Annotated in this window: 20 protein-coding genes; 9 read left to right on the top strand and 11 right to left on the bottom strand. The window is 68.4% G+C overall.

Going from position 1 to position 19,741, the window contains the following annotated elements; translation table 11 throughout:
* Positions 1-38: 38 nt before the first annotated feature.
* Complete coding sequence (locus tag AB0I59_RS26370) at positions 39-1,523, bottom strand: MFS transporter (protein WP_061254485.1); 1,485 nt, start codon at positions 1,521-1,523, stop codon at positions 39-41.
* Positions 1,524-1,747: 224 nt separating this feature from the next.
* Here AB0I59_RS26370 and AB0I59_RS26365 point away from each other — a divergent pair, with 224 nt between their 5' ends.
* Genes AB0I59_RS26365 through AB0I59_RS26355 form a run of 3 tightly spaced genes read left to right on the top strand, consistent with a single transcriptional unit; the run spans position 1,748 to position 4,694 of the window.
* Positions 1,748-2,524: a DUF4158 domain-containing protein gene (locus tag AB0I59_RS26365; RefSeq protein WP_061254483.1), complete on the top strand. Its 777-nt coding sequence runs from the start codon at positions 1,748-1,750 to the stop codon at positions 2,522-2,524.
* Positions 2,525-2,532: 8 nt separating this feature from the next.
* Positions 2,533-3,561: a Tn3 family transposase gene (locus tag AB0I59_RS26360; protein ID WP_061254482.1), complete on the top strand. Its 1,029-nt coding sequence runs from the start codon at positions 2,533-2,535 to the stop codon at positions 3,559-3,561.
* Positions 3,480-4,694 carry a Tn3 family transposase gene (locus AB0I59_RS26355; protein WP_061254480.1) on the top strand — a complete coding sequence of 405 codons (1,215 nt, stop codon included), beginning with the start codon at positions 3,480-3,482 and terminating at the stop codon, positions 4,692-4,694. The genes AB0I59_RS26360 and AB0I59_RS26355 overlap by 82 nt, the downstream gene beginning before the upstream one ends.
* Positions 4,695-4,759: 65 nt before the next feature.
* Here the strand turns inward: AB0I59_RS26355 and AB0I59_RS26350 are convergent, their stop codons facing one another.
* The 5 genes from AB0I59_RS26350 to AB0I59_RS26330 form a co-directional block, all read right to left on the bottom strand.
* Positions 4,760-4,951 (bottom strand): hypothetical protein, encoded by a 192-nt coding sequence (locus AB0I59_RS26350; protein ID WP_358137250.1) that lies wholly within the window; start codon positions 4,949-4,951, stop codon positions 4,760-4,762.
* A complete protein-coding gene (locus AB0I59_RS26345; RefSeq protein ID WP_358136988.1) occupies positions 4,885-5,109 on the bottom strand; it encodes a recombinase family protein in 225 nt (74 codons plus the stop codon). The genes AB0I59_RS26350 and AB0I59_RS26345 overlap by 67 nt, the downstream gene beginning before the upstream one ends.
* Complete coding sequence (locus AB0I59_RS26340; RefSeq protein ID WP_358136985.1) at positions 5,000-5,380, bottom strand: recombinase family protein; 381 nt, start codon at positions 5,378-5,380, stop codon at positions 5,000-5,002. The genes AB0I59_RS26345 and AB0I59_RS26340 overlap by 110 nt, the downstream gene beginning before the upstream one ends.
* Positions 5,381-5,458: 78 nt before the next feature.
* Positions 5,459-6,625, bottom strand: a complete 1,167-nt coding sequence (locus AB0I59_RS26335) for an ROK family transcriptional regulator (protein ID WP_061254479.1) — start codon at positions 6,623-6,625, stop codon at positions 5,459-5,461.
* A gap of 167 nt (positions 6,626-6,792) precedes the next feature.
* Positions 6,793-8,553, bottom strand: coding sequence for a glycoside hydrolase family 20 protein (locus AB0I59_RS26330; RefSeq protein WP_061254477.1), 1,761 nt, complete (start codon positions 8,551-8,553; stop codon positions 6,793-6,795).
* Positions 8,554-8,664: 111 nt separating this feature from the next.
* Between AB0I59_RS26330 and AB0I59_RS26325 the strand changes: the two genes are divergently transcribed.
* From AB0I59_RS26325 to AB0I59_RS26310, 4 genes are all read left to right on the top strand, one after another.
* Positions 8,665-9,252 carry a TetR/AcrR family transcriptional regulator gene (locus tag AB0I59_RS26325; protein ID WP_358136982.1) on the top strand — a complete coding sequence of 196 codons (588 nt, stop codon included), beginning with the start codon at positions 8,665-8,667 and terminating at the stop codon, positions 9,250-9,252.
* Between the two features lie 619 nt (positions 9,253-9,871).
* Entirely contained in the window at positions 9,872-10,066 is a 195-nt protein-coding gene (locus AB0I59_RS26320; protein ID WP_358136979.1) for a dihydrofolate reductase family protein, read from the top strand.
* A gap of 33 nt (positions 10,067-10,099) precedes the next feature.
* A complete protein-coding gene (locus tag AB0I59_RS26315; protein ID WP_358136977.1) occupies positions 10,100-10,534 on the top strand; it encodes a dihydrofolate reductase family protein in 435 nt (144 codons plus the stop codon).
* A gap of 220 nt (positions 10,535-10,754) precedes the next feature.
* On the top strand, positions 10,755-10,994 hold the full coding sequence (locus tag AB0I59_RS26310) for a Tn3 family transposase (protein WP_061254473.1): 240 nt from the start codon (positions 10,755-10,757) through the stop codon (positions 10,992-10,994).
* 90 nt (positions 10,995-11,084) lie between these two features.
* On the opposite strand, the gene AB0I59_RS26305 is transcribed toward AB0I59_RS26310, so the two are convergent.
* The 4 genes from AB0I59_RS26305 to AB0I59_RS26290 all read right to left on the bottom strand — a co-directional run bounded on the left by AB0I59_RS26305 (position 11,085) and on the right by AB0I59_RS26290 (position 16,896).
* Complete coding sequence (locus AB0I59_RS26305) at positions 11,085-12,428, bottom strand: hypothetical protein (RefSeq protein ID WP_358136974.1); 1,344 nt, start codon at positions 12,426-12,428, stop codon at positions 11,085-11,087.
* Positions 12,429-12,638: 210 nt separating this feature from the next.
* The gene (locus tag AB0I59_RS26300) at positions 12,639-13,088 is read right to left on the bottom strand and encodes a cupin domain-containing protein (protein WP_358136971.1); all 450 of its coding nucleotides are present in this window, start codon (positions 13,086-13,088) and stop codon (positions 12,639-12,641) included.
* Positions 13,089-13,334: 246 nt separating this feature from the next.
* Positions 13,335-16,109 carry an ATP-binding protein gene (locus AB0I59_RS26295; protein WP_358136969.1) on the bottom strand — a complete coding sequence of 925 codons (2,775 nt, stop codon included), beginning with the start codon at positions 16,107-16,109 and terminating at the stop codon, positions 13,335-13,337.
* 82 nt (positions 16,110-16,191) lie between these two features.
* Complete coding sequence (locus AB0I59_RS26290) at positions 16,192-16,896, bottom strand: alpha/beta fold hydrolase (protein WP_358136966.1); 705 nt, start codon at positions 16,894-16,896, stop codon at positions 16,192-16,194.
* Between the two features lie 479 nt (positions 16,897-17,375).
* Here AB0I59_RS26290 and AB0I59_RS26285 point away from each other — a divergent pair, with 479 nt between their 5' ends.
* Positions 17,376-17,633, top strand: a complete 258-nt coding sequence (locus AB0I59_RS26285; protein ID WP_358136964.1) for an alpha/beta hydrolase family protein — start codon at positions 17,376-17,378, stop codon at positions 17,631-17,633.
* A 261-nt stretch (positions 17,634-17,894) separates the two neighbouring features.
* Here the strand turns inward: AB0I59_RS26285 and AB0I59_RS42140 are convergent, their stop codons facing one another.
* Complete coding sequence (locus tag AB0I59_RS42140) at positions 17,895-18,650, bottom strand: helix-turn-helix domain-containing protein (RefSeq protein WP_061254461.1); 756 nt, start codon at positions 18,648-18,650, stop codon at positions 17,895-17,897.
* 238 nt (positions 18,651-18,888) lie between these two features.
* Between AB0I59_RS42140 and AB0I59_RS26270 the strand changes: the two genes are divergently transcribed.
* Positions 18,889-19,554, top strand: a complete 666-nt coding sequence (locus AB0I59_RS26270; protein WP_358136961.1) for a DUF4097 family beta strand repeat-containing protein — start codon at positions 18,889-18,891, stop codon at positions 19,552-19,554.
* Positions 19,555-19,741 lie beyond the last annotated feature (187 nt).

Genomic DNA, 19,741 nt, shown 5'->3' with positions numbered 1-19,741 from the left:
ACCGCGCAGGTCCGGGGCCGTTCCTCTGAAGGGACGGGCTACGGGTGGAGTTCCCGTTCGGCGGGTCGCGCCGACGATGCAGCGGCGGCCGCGTGCCGTACGGCGAGCGGTGACAGGGCGGCCCCGAGGACGGCGGCGGCCGCGCCCAGCCAGAACAAGGTGGTGAAGGCGGAGTCCGGCACTCCGGCGGCTCTGGAGGAGATGCTGGAGGCGATGACCGCGGCGGCGAGCTGGCTGCCGACGACGCTGCCGACAGTGCGCGCGATGTTGTTGATCCCGTTGGCGGTGCCGGTCCTGTCGAGCGGCACCAGGTCGGCGATCAGCTTGGGCAGCGTGCCCATGACGAGTCCGGATCCCGCCCCGACGATCGCGTAGAACACCAGATGTTCCCACTCGTCGGCATGGGACAGAGCGAGCAGTACCGAACCGACGGTGAGCAGCAGGAACCCGCCCGCGAGCGGCCAGCGCGGGCCGAGCGCCGTCGCGATCCGGCCGACGGCCATGCTCGCCGGGATGATGGCCAGCATGCCGGGCAACATCAGCAGCCCCGCGACGGTGACGGAGGTCGCGAAACCGACACCGCCCGGCCCCGGCACCTGCTGGGCGAACAGCGGCATCGCCAGGTAGAAGAAGTAGGACCCGGCGCCGAAGAAGGCGGCGGCGGCATGTGTCACCAGCATCGGCCGGTCCCGCAGCTCTCCGACGTCGATGAGCGCGCCGGACCTGCCGCGCTCCACCGCCAGGAGCGCGGCGAACAGCAGCGCCCCGAGCGCGAAGAGACCGAGCACCCGGGCCGAGGTCCAGCCCCAGGACGGCCCCTGGGTGAGCGCGAGCAGAATCGCGACCAGGCTGAAGCCGAGCAGCGCCGCGCCGGGCAGGTCGAGCCGGCCGGCCGCGGTGTGGCGGCTCTCCGGCACCCATCGCAGCGCCATCAGCAGACTGATCGCGGCGAGCAGCGCACCCAGTACGAACAGGTACCGCCAGGGCAGGTGGTCGGCCAGCAAGCCGCCGATCACCAGGCCCGCCCCTGCCCCCGCTCCGACGATGCCGGAGACCAGTCCCATCGCGAACGGCAGCCGCCGGCGGGGCATCGCCTCGCGCAGGATCGCCATCGACAGCGGCACCACCGACAGGGCGGCCCCCTGGACCACGCGGGCGGCGATGAGCTGGCCGATGTTCTGGGCGACGGCCGCACCGATCATTCCGACCCCGTACACGCCGAGCACGGCGATCAGCACCCGCCGTTTGCCGTACAGGTCGCCGACGCGGCCGAGAAGCGGCGTCAGGACGGCGCTGGACAGGAGGAAGGCGCTGAGAATCCAGGTGGACCACGCCGGGGTGGTGTCCAGTTCGCGCTCCAGCAGTCGCAGGGCGGGCACCACCACGGTCTGCATGAGGGCGTAAGCGAACACGGCTGTGACCAGCGCGATCAGGGTCCTGGTGGCGTCAGCGCCCGAGTCCCGCGGCGCGCCGTCCGCCTGTGGGGCGGCGGGCTCGCCATTCGGTCGAGTGCTCGTGGTCATGGCACCCCTTTAGTTCGTATATCGAATTGTTCGGAATGCGAACGAGATTAGTTCGTGCAGCGAACCATCGTCAACCAGGCCCGGGCGAGGAGGTGTCATGACCACGACGACCGAGGCGGCCGCGGAGCTGGGGTTCGTCCCCGCGCTGGTGCCGGATCCCCGACGCCGTGGCCCCCCACTCGGGTCCGCGTCACCAGCCGCAAAGTAACTCTGTATGACGATCATTGGACGATGCGGTCAGGTTTTGTCTACTAGCCGAGCAGGTCAAGGTGGAGGTGGCCTTGTTCTCCTCCTATGCCTGGTCGGGGCGCACGATCGAGTACCACCGGGCGCAGATCAGGAAGTTTCACGACTTCCGGGAGCCGACGGTGGGCGATGAGGACAAGCTCGCCGACTGGCCGGCCACCAAGATCTGCCCGGTGGAGATGTCGCGGGATCGGCTGCGCGGGGCGCTGCTGACGCGCTGTCGAGAGGACCGGATCGAGCCGCCGAAGACGACCCGGATCGAACGCGTCCTGGGTGCGGCCGAGACGCTGTTCGAGCGGAACTTCACCCACAGGACCCTGAACCGGTTGTCGTTCGATGCGGTGGGCAAGCTGGAGGAGCTCATCACCGCGCCTCCTCCGCCGCCCGCTGCAACCTCTGATGACTCGGCCTCAGCGCAGGCCGCTGCTGAGCCGGAGGGACAGAGCCAGGCCGCCGCTGCCCACGAGGGAGGGCGGCGTGCGTTCTTGCAAGAGCTGAATGAGGACCCCGGTTCCTTCCAGCTGGACACGCTGCTGGCCGAGATCGTGAAGCTGGGCCGGGTCGAGGCGATCGGCCTGCCGGCCACCTTGTTTGCGGAGGTCTCCGAGAAGGTGGTGGCCGGGTGGCGGGCGCGGGCGATGAAGATGTACCCCTCCGACTTCAAGGCGGCCGAGGTGCCGGTGCGCGTCACGTTGCTGGCCGCGTTGTGCCATGTGCGGCAGGCTGAGATCACCGACGCCTGGTCGAGCTGCTGATCCACCTCGTGCACAAGATCAGCGTGCGGGCGGAGAAGAAGGTCGAGGGCGAGCTCAACGCCGAGTTCCGGCGGGTCCATGGCAAGAACAACATCTTGGTGAAGCTGGCCACCGCGGCGCTGGAGCTGCCGGAGGAGATCGTCCGCAAGGCGCTGTATCCGGTGGTGGGTCAGGGCACCCTGGAGGACATCATCGCCGAGGCCAAGGCGAACGAGAAGGTGTTCAACACCCGGGTGCGGACCAAGTTGCGCGGCTCCTACTCCCACCACTACCGGCGCGGCCTGCCCAAGCTGCTGCGGGCGGTGCGGTTCCGCTCCAGCAACGAGGTCTTCAAGCCGGTGATGGACGCGCTGGAGTTGCTGGAGCGCTACGCCGATTCCGATGCCGAGTTCTACGCCGCCGCCGAGGCGGTGCCGGTGGAGCACGTGGTGCCCGAGGACTGGCGTGATGCGATCCTCGACCCCGACACCGGCCTCATCGAGCGCATCCCGTATGAGCTGTGCGTGCTGGTGGCGCTGCGCAAGGCGATCCGGCGCCGGGAGATCTGGGTGGAGGGCGCCAACATCTGGCGCAACCCCGACCATGACCTGCCGCCCGATTTCGAGGACAACCGGGACGTGCACTACGAGGCGCTGTCCAAGCCCCGTGATCCGGCCGACTTCATCGCCGACCTGCAGAGGCGGCACGTCGCGGCGCTGGATCGGCTGAACAAGGGGTTGAAGAAGAGCACCACCGGCGGGGTGGGCATCACCAAGCGCCAAGGGGAACCGTGGATCAACGTCCCGTCCCTGGGCAAGCAGGTCGAGCCGGAGAACCTGGAGGCGCTCAAGGCCGAGATCGCCCGCCGCTGGGGCGTGATCGACCTGCTGGACCTGATCAAGAACGTCGACCACGCCACGAAGTTCACCTCCGAGTTCACCTCGGTGGCACGCGCACCGTCACCGACCCTGAGGTTTTGCGCCGCCGGCTGCTGCTGTGCACGTTCGGGCTGGGCACCAACATGGGCATCAAGCGGGTCGCCGACGGCACCGCGGTGATGGCCGGGATGGAGGCCGACACCGAGGTGGCGTTGCGTCGTGTCCGGCGGTTGTTCGTCAACCGCGACAACCTGCGCGCCGCGATCCGTGCCGTGGTCAACAAGACGTTGGAGGTGCGCGACTCCACGTTGTGGGGGCCCGGTACGGCGTGCGCGTCGGACTCGCGCAAGTTCGGCTCCTGGTCGGCCAACTTCATGACCGAGTGGCACCAGCGCTACGGCGGCGCCGGGATCATGGTGTATTGGCACGTCGAGCGTAAGAACGTGTGCATCTACTCCCAGGTGCGCTCCACCACCGACTCCGAGGTCGCCTCGATGATCGAGGGCCTGCTGCGCCATCTGACCAGCGCGGAGATCGACCGGCAGTACACCGATACCCATGGCGCCTCGATCGTGGGTTTCGCCTTCTCGCACCTTTTGGACTTCAAGCTGCTGCCCCGGCTCAAGAACGTCGGCTCGGCTCGGTTGTACCGGCCGGGCCTGACCGAAGCGGAGGCCTGGCCGCAACTGGAGAGCGTCCTGTCGGGCAAGACGATCGACTGGGAGCTGATCGCCAACCAGTACGACCAGATGATCAAGTACGCGACCGCGCTGCGGCTGCACACCGCCGAGGCCCACCAGATGCTGCGCCGCTTCACCCGCGGCGGCCCCAAGCACTCCACCTACCGGGCGATCGAGGAACTCGGACGGGTGATCCGCACCGTGTTCATCTGCGACTATCTCGCCGCCGAAGAGCTGCGCCGCGAGATCCACGAGGGCCTGAACGTGGTGGAGAACTGGAACTCCGCCAACAAGGACATCTTCTACGGCAAGGCCGGCGACCTCACCGGCGACGACCGCGAGAGCGTCGAAGTGTCCGCGCTGGCGCTCCACCTGGTCCAGGCCGCGATCGTCTACTTGAACACCCGCATGGTGCAGATCGTCTTGGCCGAACCGAAGTGGAGCAAGAAGCTCACCGACGCCGACCGGCGCGGCCTATCAGCCCTGTTCTGGACCCATCTGAACCTGTACGGCAAGTTCGAGCTCGACATGAGCAAACGGCTCGACCTCGGCCCAGACCTGGAGAGCCCAGACCTCGGCCCTGACCTCGGGCCGGGCCCGAAGCCAGAGCTGGCGGCCGGCCAGCCCGCCTGAACCGCTGCGCAACCACGGCGGCCCCTATGACTGCGTTACCGGCCGAAGCTGTCTTCACCGCCTTCTCAGGCACCCACTCCTCCGGTGGGCATCGGGCTGGGGCGGGTGATCAGGGCATCGGCTTCAGCCAGGGCGCGATAGACCGAGGCCAGGGAGGGGTTCTTGCCCGTGTTGATCCCTGTCTTGATGGTCAGCTTCTTGGCGATGTCGGGCACCGGCACGCCCTTGTCGCGTAGCGCCAGGGCGAAGGTGAGCATGTCCTCATCGAAGACCCTCGGCCGGCCGCTGTGTGGAGCGCGCGGGAGCTATTGCCCTTGGCCGCAGCCGCCTGGTGGCCCTCCAGGGTCTTCTCGCGGATGTAGTTGCGATCCAGCTGGGCGCCGACGGCCAAGATGGCGAACAGTATCGAGCCCATCCCTTTGGGGGTCATAGACGCCGACCAGCGGCCCGGTCAGCAGCTCCAGCTGGATGCCCGCTTCCTGCAGGGTCGCGGCCAGCGTCATTAGCTCGGCGGCGTTGCGCGCCAGCCTCTTCATCTCGTGCACGACCAGGATCACCGCCTGGTCCGGGGCGGCGCCCTTGATGTCGGTGCACAGCTTCAGGGCGGTCTCGAACTCCGGCCGGACCTTGATCCGGGTAGAGATCTTCTCGGAGAAGATCCGGCTAACCATTTCTGCGAAGGCCATGACCAGATCCATTCGGTGCCAGAGCGGGTTCGTCTATGCGGACTGCTGTCGGGAGGGCAGCCCAGCGTGAACTGACCTCTAAAAGAAGACCCGTTCACGTGCCTGTTGGACTGCGACCAGCCGAGCACCGCGCACGACGGGTCCGTCCACGATCGTGCTTGCCTGCACCCGTGGCCGGGCCAGGCACATGCCCGCGACGGCCCTTTGAACACGGCCGGCGAGTTCGTCGCCTCCAGCGGAGCCGACATCGCTGCCCAGCACGACGAGTTCAGGGTCGAGAACGGCGCAGATGGAGGCGACCCCCAAAGCGACCCGCCGAGCCAATTCGTCAAGGAAGGCCGCTCCCCGCGCGCTGCCTGCGGCGGCCGCCACGCTTTGCGCGGCATTCTCGGCCGCGACGTGGTGGCTGTCGGCGAGTTCTTGCACCGCCCGCCAGCCGACCAGGGACTGGAAGGCTGCCCCTACCTCATGACGGCTGCGATCGAAGCCGCCGTCGCTGACGGCCGCGCCGGGGACGGGCATCCAGCCGAGTTCGCCTGCCGCACCGGCTGCCCCGCGTAACAGCTGATCGCCTACCATGACGGCCGATCCAGGGCCGCGTCCGATCCACATGAGCACGAAGCTGCGCGCCGTGCTCGCGGATCCGAGCATGCGTTCGGCTATCGCGGCGAGATTGACGTCGTTGTCGATCGTGACGGGCAACCGCAACGTGCGGCGGAGGACTTCGATCACATCCCCGTGCCAGGCGGGCATGTCGTAGCAGAAGTGAATGCGGCTTGTCGCCGGATCGATGACGCCGGGCAGGGCGATGACGCACGCCTGCACCTGCGCCACATCGATCTTCGCGGTCCGAGCCAGGTGTTGCACGATCGTGTGCGTCGCTGCGGCCGGATCCGCGCTGACATCGGTCGCGACCGTCGTCTGCGCCAGCGGCCTGCCCGTGATGTCGGCGAGAACGGCGGTCGTCGTGTCCTGGTAGACCTCGATCGCGATCACATGGCCGCACGATGGGTTGAGCTCGTACAGGACCGCGTTAGGCCCGCGTCCGCCCCCTTGCGCGCCGGCCTCGATGACCAGGCCGCGCTCCTCCAACCGAGACAAGACGTGGCTGGCCGTCACCTTCGACAGCCCGGTCATCTCGCTCACCTGCGCCCGGGTCAGCGCTCCCGACGAACCCAGTAGCTGCAGCGCAGCACGATCGTTCAGCTCACGTAACAGACGCGGACGCCCCGGCTGTGTGGTCACGTGATCAATCCTGACCCTGCACAACGCCTCAGCGCAGCCGAAGCGGTAACGCACTCTCGCACCCTGACCACCTCCCAAGAGTCATCAGTCGAATGTTGACCTGACCGGGCTAACCTCAAGATCAGAAATTCAGGAAGTGTCGATGCCGTCGGGGCCCGGCCCGGTTGTCACTGCGCGTAGGAGTTCAGGGTCGAGGTCAGTGGCCCGAATCCGCGTTCCATCCCGCCTGGCCGGTTGCGCGCGAGCCAGCATTCCCGATATTTGGCGATCCACGTGGCGAGGTCCGCGCGCATCTCGGCGTCGCCGGGGGTCACCAAACCGGCGGCACGGCCCAGCCGCCAAGCTCCGTGCCGGGCCAGGCCGATGGCCGCGGCGAGTTCGCGGACCGCCAGCGAGCCGTCGGGCGAGTCCGGCCGGGCTCGGGTCAGGTCTGCCAGCGCCCGCTCCAACGTCGCGATGACCGCCTCGACGAGGCCGGTGTCGGGGTCGTGTGTGATCAGATGCCGCTGCTCAGGGATCAGCGCTGCCTGAAGGGGGCTGCTGTTGAACGAGCGCTGGCCGGTGCGGTCCCATACTCGCCCGACGGTGTCGAGCACGCCGCCGAGTACTCGGGCGTGGTCGTGAAAGACATACCGATCGAGTACGGCAGGCAGATCGAGATCCGCGTTGGCGGCGAGGCACCAACCGGCTGCTCCGCCGTACACGATGGGTGGATAGGAGGTGCAGAACGCCTGCAGGTGGCCGTTGTCGCCCCATTCCGACAGTAGGAGGCCCTCAGCACCGCTCGCCAGGCCGGTGCGAACAGCGTCGGTGATGTTGCCGATCGCGTTGTCGATCCGGCCGACGAGTGAGTTCCAGGTGCTGGTGCCTGGCGCGACGAGGAACGGCAGGCCGCTGTCCGGTAGGTCTCGCAGGGCCTCGGCGAAGCCGTCGAAGGCGATGTTGAGGTCGAGCTCGTCGACGAGCCGCTGGAAGTCCGGCGGGATCTGGATGCGCTCGCCCTCGGGCCGGGGGGACTCATAGGTCCAGGCAACGGCTGTGCAGCCAGGCGGGAGGCTGCGGGCGAGTTCAGGGTGATGGCTGATGAAATCCGCCCAGAACTGCACGCAGTAGCCCTGGGCGAGCAGGGGTTCCATCAGGCGTCGCAAGTGTTGGACGTAGACCTCGCCGGTGCCGAGTTCGGCGACTTGGGCGGCGCCGGCACCTCTGCCGAGTTCGAAGGGCTCGTCGCAGTTGATGTGGATCTGACGGCTGGTGAAGTTGGGGAGCAACTCGGCCAGCAGGCTGTGAACGAAGGCGGCGCTCTCCTCATCGGCCTTGAGGGTCCCAGCAGGTAAGGAAGTGCCGGCGATGGAGCAGCCGTCCGGGCATTCGGCGAGGTAGCGGTAGGCGTCGTGGGAGAGCCAGGCATCCAGGTGGGCGTGGGTGCACTGGTTGGGCACCAGCTCGATGCCGGCGTTGCCGCACAACGCGTCGAGGGTGCGGATCTCGGCGGCGGTCATGGGCGAGGCGTCACGCCAGACGTCCTGGTGGCCGGTGTAGGCGAAGGTGTGCTCGGTGTAGAGCTGGAGCTGGTTGAAGCGGGCCAGGCGTAGGACGCCCAGAAGGTGGCTGAAGCTCTCCATGGTGGGGACCCGGCCGCGGCTGATGTCGAGCAGGAAGCCCCGCACGGGGAAGTCGGGCCAGTCCTGGATGCGGACCGCGGGCCAGGCGCCGTCGCCTTGGGCGCGCAGTTGCTTAAGGGTCTCCCGGCCGTAGCGGAGTGCGGCGTCGTCGGCGTACCGCAGGACGATCTCCGGGCCGCTGGTGTCGATGGTGAAGCCCTGATCCGGAAGGCCCGCGTCGGGGATCTCGGCGATCGGAGCGGAGAGGGCGGCGCCGGCGCCGGCGACGGTCAGGAGCCGGGGGCGGGGGAACAGCTCGATCATCAGACTCCCTCGATGCGATCTGGCACGGAATCGGGTGTCTGTGACAGCATCTCCAATGTATCGACCAAGCGGTAGATTGCGTTATATTTTCGTTACTTTGGAGGTGTTGTGGTGCCGCAGAAGCGACGGAAGCGAGCCGACGAGCGGCGTGAGGACATCATGGCCGCCGCCGAGCGGGTCTTCGCCGAACGCGGCTACCGGGCCGGTTCGCTCGCCGCCATCGCCGAGGCGGTGGGCATCTCCAAGCAGACCTTGCTCCATCACTTCCAGACCAAGGAAGACCTCCTCGTCTGCGTGCTGGAACGCCGGGATCTGCGCAACCTGGAGATCGTCGCCGACTTGGGGCTGACGACCGAGGCGATGGCCCGGCTGGTCGATTTCAACCTCGACTGGCGTGGACTGGTGCACTCCTACACTGTGCTGTCGGCGGAAAGCGTCGCCGAGGATCACCCCGCCCACGAGTTCTTCACCGCCCGCTATGACCGCTCCCGCCACGAACTGGCCGACAACCTGCGTGCGGAACACGGCGACCGGTTGCCGGGGGGGCTGACCCCGGAGCAGGCCGCACCCTTGATCATCGCGGTCAACGACGGTCTGCAGCTCCAATGGCTGCTCAACCCCCGAGGCGTGGCGATCAGCGAGCTGTTCCGGGCCTTCCTGGCCACGCTCGTGCCAGGAGAACCGTCCGCGAGGACCTGACCGAACGCTGTCACCGCCAGGAAGCCGAGAAGTACCAGCCAGAGCAGCAGCACACCGCCCACGACCGCGGCCAGCGCCTGCCACACCTCAGCCATGTGCCGCCCCCTACGTGACCCCTCCCAGCTACGGACGAACGCTATCGGTCCGCCGCTGACGCGATCACGGCACTGGCACATCGTTCAACGGCCGTCACGCAGAGCTACTTTGCGGCTGGTGACGCGGACCCGAGTGGGGGGCCGCCGTCGCCGCCACGGGAGGCGGACGCATTCGCCCATGTGTCGGCGCTCGTATTCCTCCTGGGTGCGGTAGACGCTCATTCTTGCGGCCGGATTCGGGCGCGTTTAATGGTCGTGCCCGTAAGTTCTTCGGGGGCTATGCGGCGACGTTGAGTACGGCAGGCTGATGCTCGCCCGACCTTTTGGTGGAGATGGTGAGCCGCGTGGTTCTCTTACTCGAAGCCATACCGGCAGACCCGCACGTACCGCGTCCGGGCCAAATACGCGTCCGGCATAACCGGGGCGGCACCCAGTATGCTGCTGGCCATAACCGAGGCGACGCACCGCTTGCGGTTTTCGTTCCTCATCAGACCGGATCCGCCAGCCGGAATGAGACCACGCCCATGACCACACGCGACGAGGCGAGCGAAACGCGACCCCTTCGGTATTCCATCAACGTCACATTGGACGGGTGCTGCGACCATCGTGCAATTCCCCCGGACGAAGAACTGCATCGTCACCACACCGAGAACCTCAACCAGGCCGATGCACTTCTCTTCGGCCGGGTGATATACGAAATGATGGAGGCAGCGTGGTGACCGCCGGCGCCGACGGGGTCGAGACCTGTTTGTATGGAACCCTTCGCCCAGATGATCAATGCGGCAAAGAAATACGTCGTGTCAAGCGCCCTGGAGCGGGTCGATTGGAACGCGGAGCTCGTGCGCGGGGATCTGGGCAAGGCCGTTCAGCAGCTCAAGCAGGAGTCGGGTAAGGGACTGTTCGTGTCAGGCGTGACGCTCCCGCTGGCGTTGGCGGAGCTGGGATTGATCGATGAGTACGAGTTCGTGGTGCACCCCCGGCTAGCGGGCCACGGGCCGACACTGTTGGGGGGGGCTGTCGAAGTATGTCGACTTGAAGCTCGTGAGCCGGCTGGAGTTCGCCTCGGGGGCGGTGGCGATGCGGTACGAGCCGAGAAGGTAACCATTTGGCTCGTTAGCCGGCCACATCGTGGAGCCAGGTTGGCGGCTCTCGAGTACGTGTTCCCCAGTACTCCTCGCCACCGGTAGCGGCGAAGGCCGTCCAGGATCCGACCAATGCCTGAGCCAGCCAGACACCTCGCTGAACTCGCCTCCGCGCTGCACGCCGCGTACGTCCAGGTCGCCGCCGGGCTGCCGGGGAACGCGGCGCTGGAGGTGGTAGGCGGGAAGCTGAAGCTGGCCAAGCTCGGCAAAGCGGAGGAACCCAAGTTCATGCCGCCGTTCAGGCAACTGGTCACTGGTCAACGGCATGCTTACGAAGGTCGACTTTCCCGAGCTGCTGCTGGAGGTCGCCGAGCTGACGGGCATGCCGGAGGCGTTCACGCACATCTCCGGCGCCGGCTCCGGCATGGAGGGCTTCGCCACCAGCCTGTGCGTTGTGCTGCTGTCCGAGGCGTGCAACGTAGGCCTGACCCCGGTCATCAAGCCGGGCCTGCGGCAGCTGCGTGACCCGCACACCGATGACGAGAACGACGACGGGCAAGACTGAGCTTCACCGACCAGAAGGCTGGTCAGCGTGCGCGCCACCGCTCTGGTCAGTCGCCTCGCGGCGGTCGCAGCCGGTACTCGGCCTCGGGGGTCAATGTAACCGTGGTTCGTGAGCGGTGAGCCGGGCTGCGGAGGTGCCCAGCCCGGTCGGGCCGGTCGGAAACGCAGTGGCCACGAGTGGGGTGCGGGAGGTTCGCTGTGCTTGGAAGCGCTGTTCGACGAAGGGGTCCACGGGCTCGTCGCCGAAGATGTTGCTCAGGTGCGCGGTGAGGGCCGGCCGCAGGGGGATGCGGTGGCCGATCCGACGCTCGTGGTAGCGCTCCTGGGTCTGCACGAACAGGAAGCCCGCGTGCGCGTAGTGCACCAGGGCGTCGGGGGCGCCGCTGGCCACGAGGTCGTCGATGAGGTCGAGATAGACCGACTGGTAGGCCGTCTGCCGCTGTTGTGCGCGGTGCTCGTCGGCAGTGGGCTGGTAGAGGTCCAGCTGGTAGATGCCCATGGCGGACTTGCACAGGTCCATGGAGATGCCATCGCAGATGGCCGCGTCCGTGAGCCAGGTGTTCGAGCAGGGACCGGCGTCCCATAGCCGGGCGACCCCGAGCAAGCAGCCGTAGGGGTTGCCAGAGTACGTGTGGTAGATGACCGCGTCCCAGACTCCGGCCGAGTCGTTGAGGCGCGAGTGCATGCTGGAGCGCTCACGGCCGGACACGAAGTCGAGCTTCTCCGCGTACTGGAACAGGTACTGGCGGACGAGTGCGAGCAGAGCGTGCACGGCATCGTGCCCCCACCCCTGGTCGTCCAGCGCGGAGATGATGTCGCCGACCGTGCGGCCGTACATCCTGAACCGGCCCTGGACCAGGTCCAGCGGCGGGATGCACAGGTCGTCGCAGACCGTTGACACTCCGACATAGTGGAGGAATGCTGGCTGATCCGCATACCGTTCGCCACACCAGTTGGCCGCCCACTGGAGGGTATCCCGGCAGGTGTACATCGCGATGTCGGCGGCCGTCGTGTCGTTCTTGCGCCCCCAGTCCGTGTAGTCGATACGGGCGCCTTCGCCAGCGTCCGCCTGGGCGGCGGCCTCCCGCAGGACGGGCCACAGGTCCCTCTCGTGGGTCTTCGCCGTACCGGCCGCATAGCCCCCGCCACCCATCAGGAAGAACAGGTCGGCGGTGTCCTTGTTGTACGGGGACCGCCTCGACCGGGGAATTCCCGGCGGGGGTTCGCGTCTGGGGTAGTGCAGGTAGCCGCACCCGCTGGTGCTTGCGCACACCGGGCCGCACCACATCGCGTGCGACAGCTCCAGCAGCTCCGCCACCGCACGGGCCTCGGCCAGCTCGCGCAGTGCCTCGGTCGCCGAGCGGCGGTAGTGGAGCGTATCCCGGGCCACTGGGACGGGCCGAAGCCCGGAATGGAAGTCAGCGGTCGTGATCACCAAGGCAGTCTGTCAGAGGCCCTGGATCCGGGTGATCCGGTCGGCGAGGTCTGCCCGCTGCCAGGCAGTCAGCATGCCTTCCTGGGCGTAGCGGGCGGAGATCGGCAATGTCACAGCCATTCTGAGGAATGGCAGGCCCTTACATCCCGAAGCCGCCGCAGCTCACGCGCGGTGAACCGGCGGAAGAGGACCTTGCTGGGCCACTGCGGTCTATTGTGGGGCGGTGTACTCGATCTCGGCATGCTCGATGTAGGCGTCAAGCTCCGGGAGATTGACAACCACCGGGTCCACGCCGGAGCGCACCACAGCCCAGACCGTCTCGAACTCGGCGGAGGCGTTGATCTCCTGGTGAACGACGTGGGAGGGGATGAAAACGAAATCTCCGGGACCCGCTTCGGCTACGTACTCCAGCCGGTCTCCCCACCGGAACCGGGACGTACCGCTGATGACGTAGAGGACGGTCTCCTGGTCCCCGTGATGGTGAGCTCCAGTTACCGCGCCGGGCTTGACGGTGCTCCGGAATGCCGAAAGATGGGCCGCGTCCGGGTTGCGGGCGTCGAAAGCGACGTCGCGGATGAGCCCGGGTGTCTGCGCCGTATCGCCGTCGAGAGCGTCGCGGCGCGCGATCCTGATCTGCTTGCCGGCGGAGATGTCACTCATGACTGTGGTTCTCCAGCGTCAAAGGTGCTGTTCGTTCTTGCGGACCGCCCGCCAGGGCTTACCTCCGACCGTGAAGCGGAGCAGCCATACGATCGCCAGATCCATGAATCCGAGTGCGTTTTATAGCATTATATTCCGATTGTTGCCGGTTCACGCGCCCGCAGCACCCGCGCCATCCGGCGTGTCCGTGTGCTGGGCACCACCGCGCACCCGGCCGCGAGCTGGGTCGTGCAGGCCGTAGCGGTGTCACATGGAGTCTGATGGGTCGGCGAGGGCGTCGCGCAGGGCGGCGCGGGAGGCGATGCCGAGCTTGGGGAAGACCTGGTAGAGGTGGGTGGAGACCGTTCGCGGGGACAGGAAGAGGCGGGCGGCGATCTCTTTGTTGGTGTGGCCTGCCGCCGCGAGATGGGCGATCTGGCGTTGTTGCGGGGTGAGGGAGGCCAGGCCGGTCGCGGTGCCGGCGTGGCTGACGCCGGTGGCGCGTAGTTCCCGGTCGGCTCGTTCCGCCCAGGGGATGGCTCCCAGGCGGTGGAACGTCTGTGAAGCGCTCGCCAGGTGCAGGCGCGCGTCGGGGGTGCGTTTGGCACGGCGTAGGTAGGCGCCGTAGGTGAGCTGGATGCGGGCCAGGTCGAAGGGCCAGCGGTCGTTGCCGGGTTCGGCGATCGCCTGTTCCAGGGCGGTGGTGTCGGTCCGGGGGCCGGTGATGGCCGCGGCGGCCAGGACGACCAGGCGCAGGCGCGGGGAGAGCCGGTCGAGGCGGCAGGCGCGGGCCGCGGCGACGTGGGCCGCGGCATCCGCGCCGCGGCCGGTGTGGACGGCGGCCTCGATGAGGTCGTGGAACACCCACAGGGCGTGCGGCGCGTAGGGGGAGAGAGTGCCAGGCGGGCTGACGGCGGCGGCGTTGCGGAAAGCGGTCTCGAAGTCGGCCTGGCCGAGGGCGGCGAGGCCGCGGATGTGGCAGGCGTAGGCGCCGATGATCCCGGCGCGGCGGGGCGCGGCCCAGGCGTCCATGTCCCGGGCGGTGTCGGTCGCCTTCCGGAAGTCGCCGCGGGCTGCGGCCAGCAGGGCATCGGTCAGGCGGCCCGGCCAAGTCAGCAGGTCGTAGCCGTGGGCCTCGCACAGGTGAAGGCCCTCGTCGATCAGCTCCTGGGCTTCGTCCCACCGGCCGGTGTGGAAGGCGTCCTGTCCGAGCAGGAACAGCGCCTCGATCGCCGAGCTGACCGCGCCGCCTTCACGGCCGTGCTGGATGACCCGCTGGAGGGCCTCCCGGCACCGGGAGAGCCGGTCGAGGTAGGCCACGGCGATGCCGGTGCGGATGATGCGGGCGGAGCTGACCTCGTGGCCGAGGCTCGCGACGGCGGCGTCGGCGCGGGCCAGCATCTGCGGGCTGAGGCGGGCCGGATCGCCGAAGGCGTGGGAGAGGATCACCAGGAGCTCCGGCGGGCGCGGCCTCAGGCGCTCGACGGCGCTGTGCAGGGGCGGCCACAGGTCGGCCCGGCCACCGAAGAAGCAGACCATGAGCAGGGTGTACAGCACTTCGATGACGACGATGTCGCCCGCGTCGCGCGAACCGTCATGGTCCTGGATGGCGGTGATCAGCACCCGATGAGCGGTGTCGACGTCGCCGTCACCGTGGAGGAGGTGAAAGGCGCGGGCGCCGGCCACCGATAGCAGGTCGCCGGGGCCGGGGTCGGCGAGGCGGGCCTGCTCCAGCAGGCGGGGAGCGTCACGCAGGTCACCGGTGACGAGGGAACCCAGGTAGGCGGCTTCGGCCAGCCGTCCGCTGCGGCCCTTCCCCAAGGGGCTGAGCTGGGCGGCGCGCAGCAGCTGGGTGACGGCGCCGACGGAGTCGCCTCGCCGGAGGTTGGCGATGGCGACCTCCTTGAGGAGGGCGGCGACCTTCTCGTCGGGTTCCTCGGTGGCCTCGCCCAGGTGCCAGGCGTGCCGTTCGGGCCGGTCGGCGAGGCGGGCGGCGAGTTCGGCGTGGGCGCGGCGGCGTTGCTCGCTGGTCGACAGCTCCACGATCGCCGACTGGATGAGGGGGTGGCGGAACGTCAGCCGTTCGCTGGACTCGTCGGCGCTCACCAGACCGGAGCGTTCGGCGGCGTACAGGCCCCCGCCGCCGCGGTCGGCGTCGATCGCCCGGACGAGGCGCAGGTCGCCCGTGCCGTCCAGGGCGGCCAGGAGCAACAGTTCGACGACCTGTGAGGGCAGCGCCCGAACACGGGAGGCGAAGACGGTTTGCAGCCGGTGGCTGAGGGGCAGCGCCGCCGGGAGGGTCCCGGCGGCGGTGGTCAGGTCGCCGAGGGAGACGGGCAGTTCCAGCAGGGCGAGCGGGTTCCCTAGCGACGCGTGCAGCAGCCGCCGCCGCACGCGCGGGGTCATCACGGGATAGCGGCTGGTCAGCAGTTCGGTCGCCGCCTCCTCCGAGAGGGGATTCACGTACACGACCGGAAGGTTGCCCACGTCGAAGAAGCTGGGTTCGCCGGTCCGGCAGGCCGCGACCAGGCCCACAGGCAGGCCGGTCAGCCGGCGGGCCACCATGCCGAGCACGAGCGCGCTCGCGCGGTCCAGCCACGGCAGGTCGTCGACCACGAGCAGCAGCGGCTGCTTGTCGGCCGCCGCCCGCAGCAGCTCCAGGACCGCGCTGGCGACCAGGAGCTGCGCGGGCGGCGCCCCCTCGCCCAGGCCCAGCGCCACGTTCAGCGCCCCGGCGAGCATGGGGCTCAGCCGGGGCGCCTCGTCGAGGCACGGGTGGAGGAGCTGGTGGAGGGCGGCGTAGGAGATGTCCGCCTCGAACTGCGAGCCGGTCGCCCGCAGCAGCCGGATCCCCGAGCCGGTCGCGAGGGCGGCGGCCTGGTCCAGCAGGGACGTCTTTCCGACGCCCGGGTCACCGGCCAGCAGGAGCGCCTCCCCCGCCCCCTCGGCGATCCGGTCGACGAACCGGCGCAGTCGCTGGATCTCCGGGTCACGGCCGATCAGATTCGCCGCCGGATTGTGGCGCGCGCCGAACCCGTCCATCCCCCGACCTTCCTTCGTGTGCTGGAACCTGTCCAGCCCGTACGGTCGCCATGATCTCCGACGGACGGTGACGGCTGTGGCTTTACTGGCCGGTGACGGTTGTGGCGGCCTGGGCGATGACGGCGGCTACGGCGGCGGGGTTGGACACGTAGACGGCGTGGCTTCCCGGGGTCTCCGTGACGGTCGAGCCGGCCCGTTCGGACATGGCGCGCTGGGCGGGCGGGGGGATCATGCGGTCGTCGGTGGCGACCAGGTACCAGGACGGCTTGGTCCGCCAGGCCGGTTCGGAGACCGCGCCGCCGAGGGCGTCGACGCCCCACGGCACCTGCGAGTCGGCCATGAACGCGGCCTGCGCCGCGGGCAGGTCGGCGGCGAACGATGCGGCGAACTTGTTGCGGTCCAGGAACAGGAACCCGTTGACCGGGGGCAGGATCGGCGGGACCGGCGCGCCGGGCGGCGGGTCGGCGATCAGCGAGCTGACCGACTCGCCCTTGTCGGGGGCGAACGCCGCGATGTAGGCGAGGGCGACGACGTTGGGGTGGTTGCCCGCCTCGGTGATGACGACGCCGCCGTAGGAGTGACCGACCAGAACGGCCGGTCCGTCCAGGCCGTCGAGGATCTGGTGGGTCGCGGCGACGTCGCCGGCCAGCGACAGGGTCGGGTTCTGCACGACGGCCACCCGGTAGCCGTCAGCGGTCAGGTGGTCGTAGACCCCCTGCCAGCCGGAGCCGTCGACGAAGCCGCCGTGCACCAGCACGATGTTCTTTACGTCCGGACCTGCGTTCACGGCATTGCCTCCTTCGCCCGAGATTCGGCCCCGGGCTCGATCGGGGAGATGTCCGGAACGCTAGACGGGCACGAAGGTCCTTGATTGCGTCAAATGACGTAGTTTCCGGTGGCGAAGGCGGCCGGGGTTTGTGGAGGCTTCGGCGTGCCCTGAGCCGCGCTGCGTGACCCTTCGGCGGCTCACTGCCGACCCGCTAAGGATGATCAAGCGAGGATCCGCAGGTTATGGAACAGCGCGCCTGTCGACAATGGCATCCGCGCAGGTCATCCGGCTTGCCGACTTCTCTGGGTGTGCGCCCGTTCCGGCTGTCGGAAGGACCCGATCGCGGCAGAATGATCACTGGTGCTCTTTCGTCCGCTCCTCTCGACCGCTGCCTGCTCTGGAACGAACGCCACCTACGGTAGGCCCTGCGTGAGTGCGAACGGTTCTACCACCGGCACCGCGTCCACCAAGCCCTGGTCCGAGCCGCGCCGCTGCGTATGATGCTGATCGCCGGCGGTGCCGACCGGATGTGGCCGTCCCTGCGCTTCGCCCGCGAACTGGAGGCCCGGCGCCTGGCGGCCGGGCACGAAGCGATGCTCATCACCCGGGCCGATGCCGGCCACCGGATCGTCTTCCCAGGTGAGGTGGCACCGCCCCCGTCCACCCGCTTCGACCATGGCGGCACCCCCGAGGCCGGCGCGGCGCTGGGGGCCACCGCTTGGCCGCACGTACTGGCAGTCGTCCGCGGCATCTGACCGGCACGGCGTGGGTGAGGTCGACTCATAGCAAGATCACTACGGGGCTTGCGGAGTCGTGGTCATCCACGATCAATCACGCGCGCGAGGAGAAACTCGGCGATCTTGTGCTCGCGGTGTCCGAGATGATCAATACCCACCATGATCTGGCCCTGTTCTCCTGACACCTCGTCCGGCCTGCTACCGCTACTTCCATCCCTTGGTGGAGGCGATCGCCGAGGTCACCAGCCTGCTCACTGCTGTGACTATCGAGACGGCTGCCTACCCGTGGTCTGGACGTGGTTGTGCGGTGCCGTTTGAGGTTGTTTCGGGTTTGGTGTGCAGGACTTCGCGGGCCTGTTCGGCGGCGCGGGTGATGCTCTCGCTGATGAAGTCGAGGAAGCGGGCGATGTTCTCCAGGCGGGTGGCGGCCGGGGTGCGGGGGCCGAGAATGGCGACGCCTTGGCGTGCGGTTTCGACGAGTTGGTCGTTGGATCGGGCGCTGGCGATCGTCGCCTGGTAGAAGAGTTCGTCGTCGACGACGTAGCGGTCGCGGCGACGTTCGTCACGTTCCCGGCGGACGAGGCTCTGGCTCTCCAGGAAGGCGATCGCTTTGGAGATGGACGCCGGGCTGACCTGGAGGCGCTGGGCGAGTTGGGACGCGGTGAGGCTGCCCGCGTCGGTGGTGAACAGGCAGGTCAGCACCCGGGCCGTCATCTTGGGCAGGCCCGAAGCCATGAGGACGGTGGTGAGCGTCTCCTCGTACTCGGCCACGGCCTCGGCGTCGCGTCCGTGTGGCTGGCGGACTGACTCCGGCCCGCGGGAGGAGGCGGGCCTGCGCCGGTGAGCGCGGCGTTCGGTGGCTCGGTGGGCCAGGTCCGCGCGGTAGGCGGTGGGGCCGCCGTTGCGCATCACCTCACGCGTGATCGTCGAGGTCGGACGGTCGAGGCGTCGGGCGATCTCGGCGTAGGGGAGGCTGTCGGCCAGCCCTAGCGCGATCTGCTGGCGTTCCTGCTGGGTGAGCCTGCCTCCTGGCATCGCGATCTCCTTGGTGATCCTTCGTGGTGGTCCCCGAGTCCCCCACCATAGCGTTCACTTCTCACCCATTGCAATGATCGAGACGGTCGCCGTTGCATTACCCTCAAGTCCGTTGCAACGATTTCGCCTGACTCACCTGCGTAAATATCGATCGAGCGCAACGGAAGCGTTGCCGAATTTTGGAAAGCAACGTAGCGTTTCCGGCAACAGAAACAACAAGTGAGCACCGGAGAGCACGATGCAGAAGTTCGACACCCCCGCCCCGATCTCCGCCGTCCTGGCCATCCCCGCCGGACGCATCCAGTTCATCGCCGCCGACCGCGCCGACACCACCGTCGAGGTCCTGCCCGCCAACCCCTCCAAGAGCCGCGACGTTCAGACCGCGGAGCAGACCACCGTCGCCTACGCCGACGGCGTCCTGCGGATCCACACCCCCGAGCCCAAGAACCAGCTTTTCAGCCCCTCCGGATCCCTGGAGGTCACCGTCCAGCTGCCCGTCGGCTCGCGCATCGAGGCCAAGACCGCCAGCTCCGAGCTCCGCGGCGTCGGCCGCCTTGGCGACGTGGCCTTCGAGGGCGCGTACCGGCAGATCAAGATCGACGAGGCCGCGAGCGTCCGCCTCACTGCGATCGACGGCGACGTCGAGATCGGCCGGCTCAACGGCCCCGCGGAGATCAGCACCGCAAGGGGCGACATCAGGATCACCGAGGCCGTGCGCGGCACGGTCGTGCTCCGCACCCAGTCCGGCGACATTTCGGTCGCCGCCGCCGCCGGCGTCTCGGCCGCCCTGGACGCCGGCACCAGCTACGGCCGCATCAGCAACGCCCTCAAGAACGATGGCACCGCCGAACTCGACATCCGCGCCACCACCTCCCACGGCGACATCACCGCCAGCAGCCTCTGAACGACGATCCGGCCGGGTCCACCGCGATCGAGATCGAAGTCCCCGTAGCAATCGCGGAAACCCAACGAAGCTGTCGCCTTCCTCGCATCTGACGGCGCCAGCTACATAACGGGCAACAATCTGATCGTCGCCGGCGGCATCGGCGTCCACACCCGCCCCGTGTAGGTGATGGCGGCGGCCGCAAGCC

It is taken from the genome of Microtetraspora glauca (genome assembly GCF_040656155.1).
Classification (GTDB): Bacteria; Actinomycetota; Actinomycetes; order Streptosporangiales; family Streptosporangiaceae; genus Microtetraspora; species Microtetraspora glauca.
The sequence above is the reverse complement of the archived record's forward strand: the minus strand, read 5'-3'. Positions and strand labels throughout refer to the sequence as shown.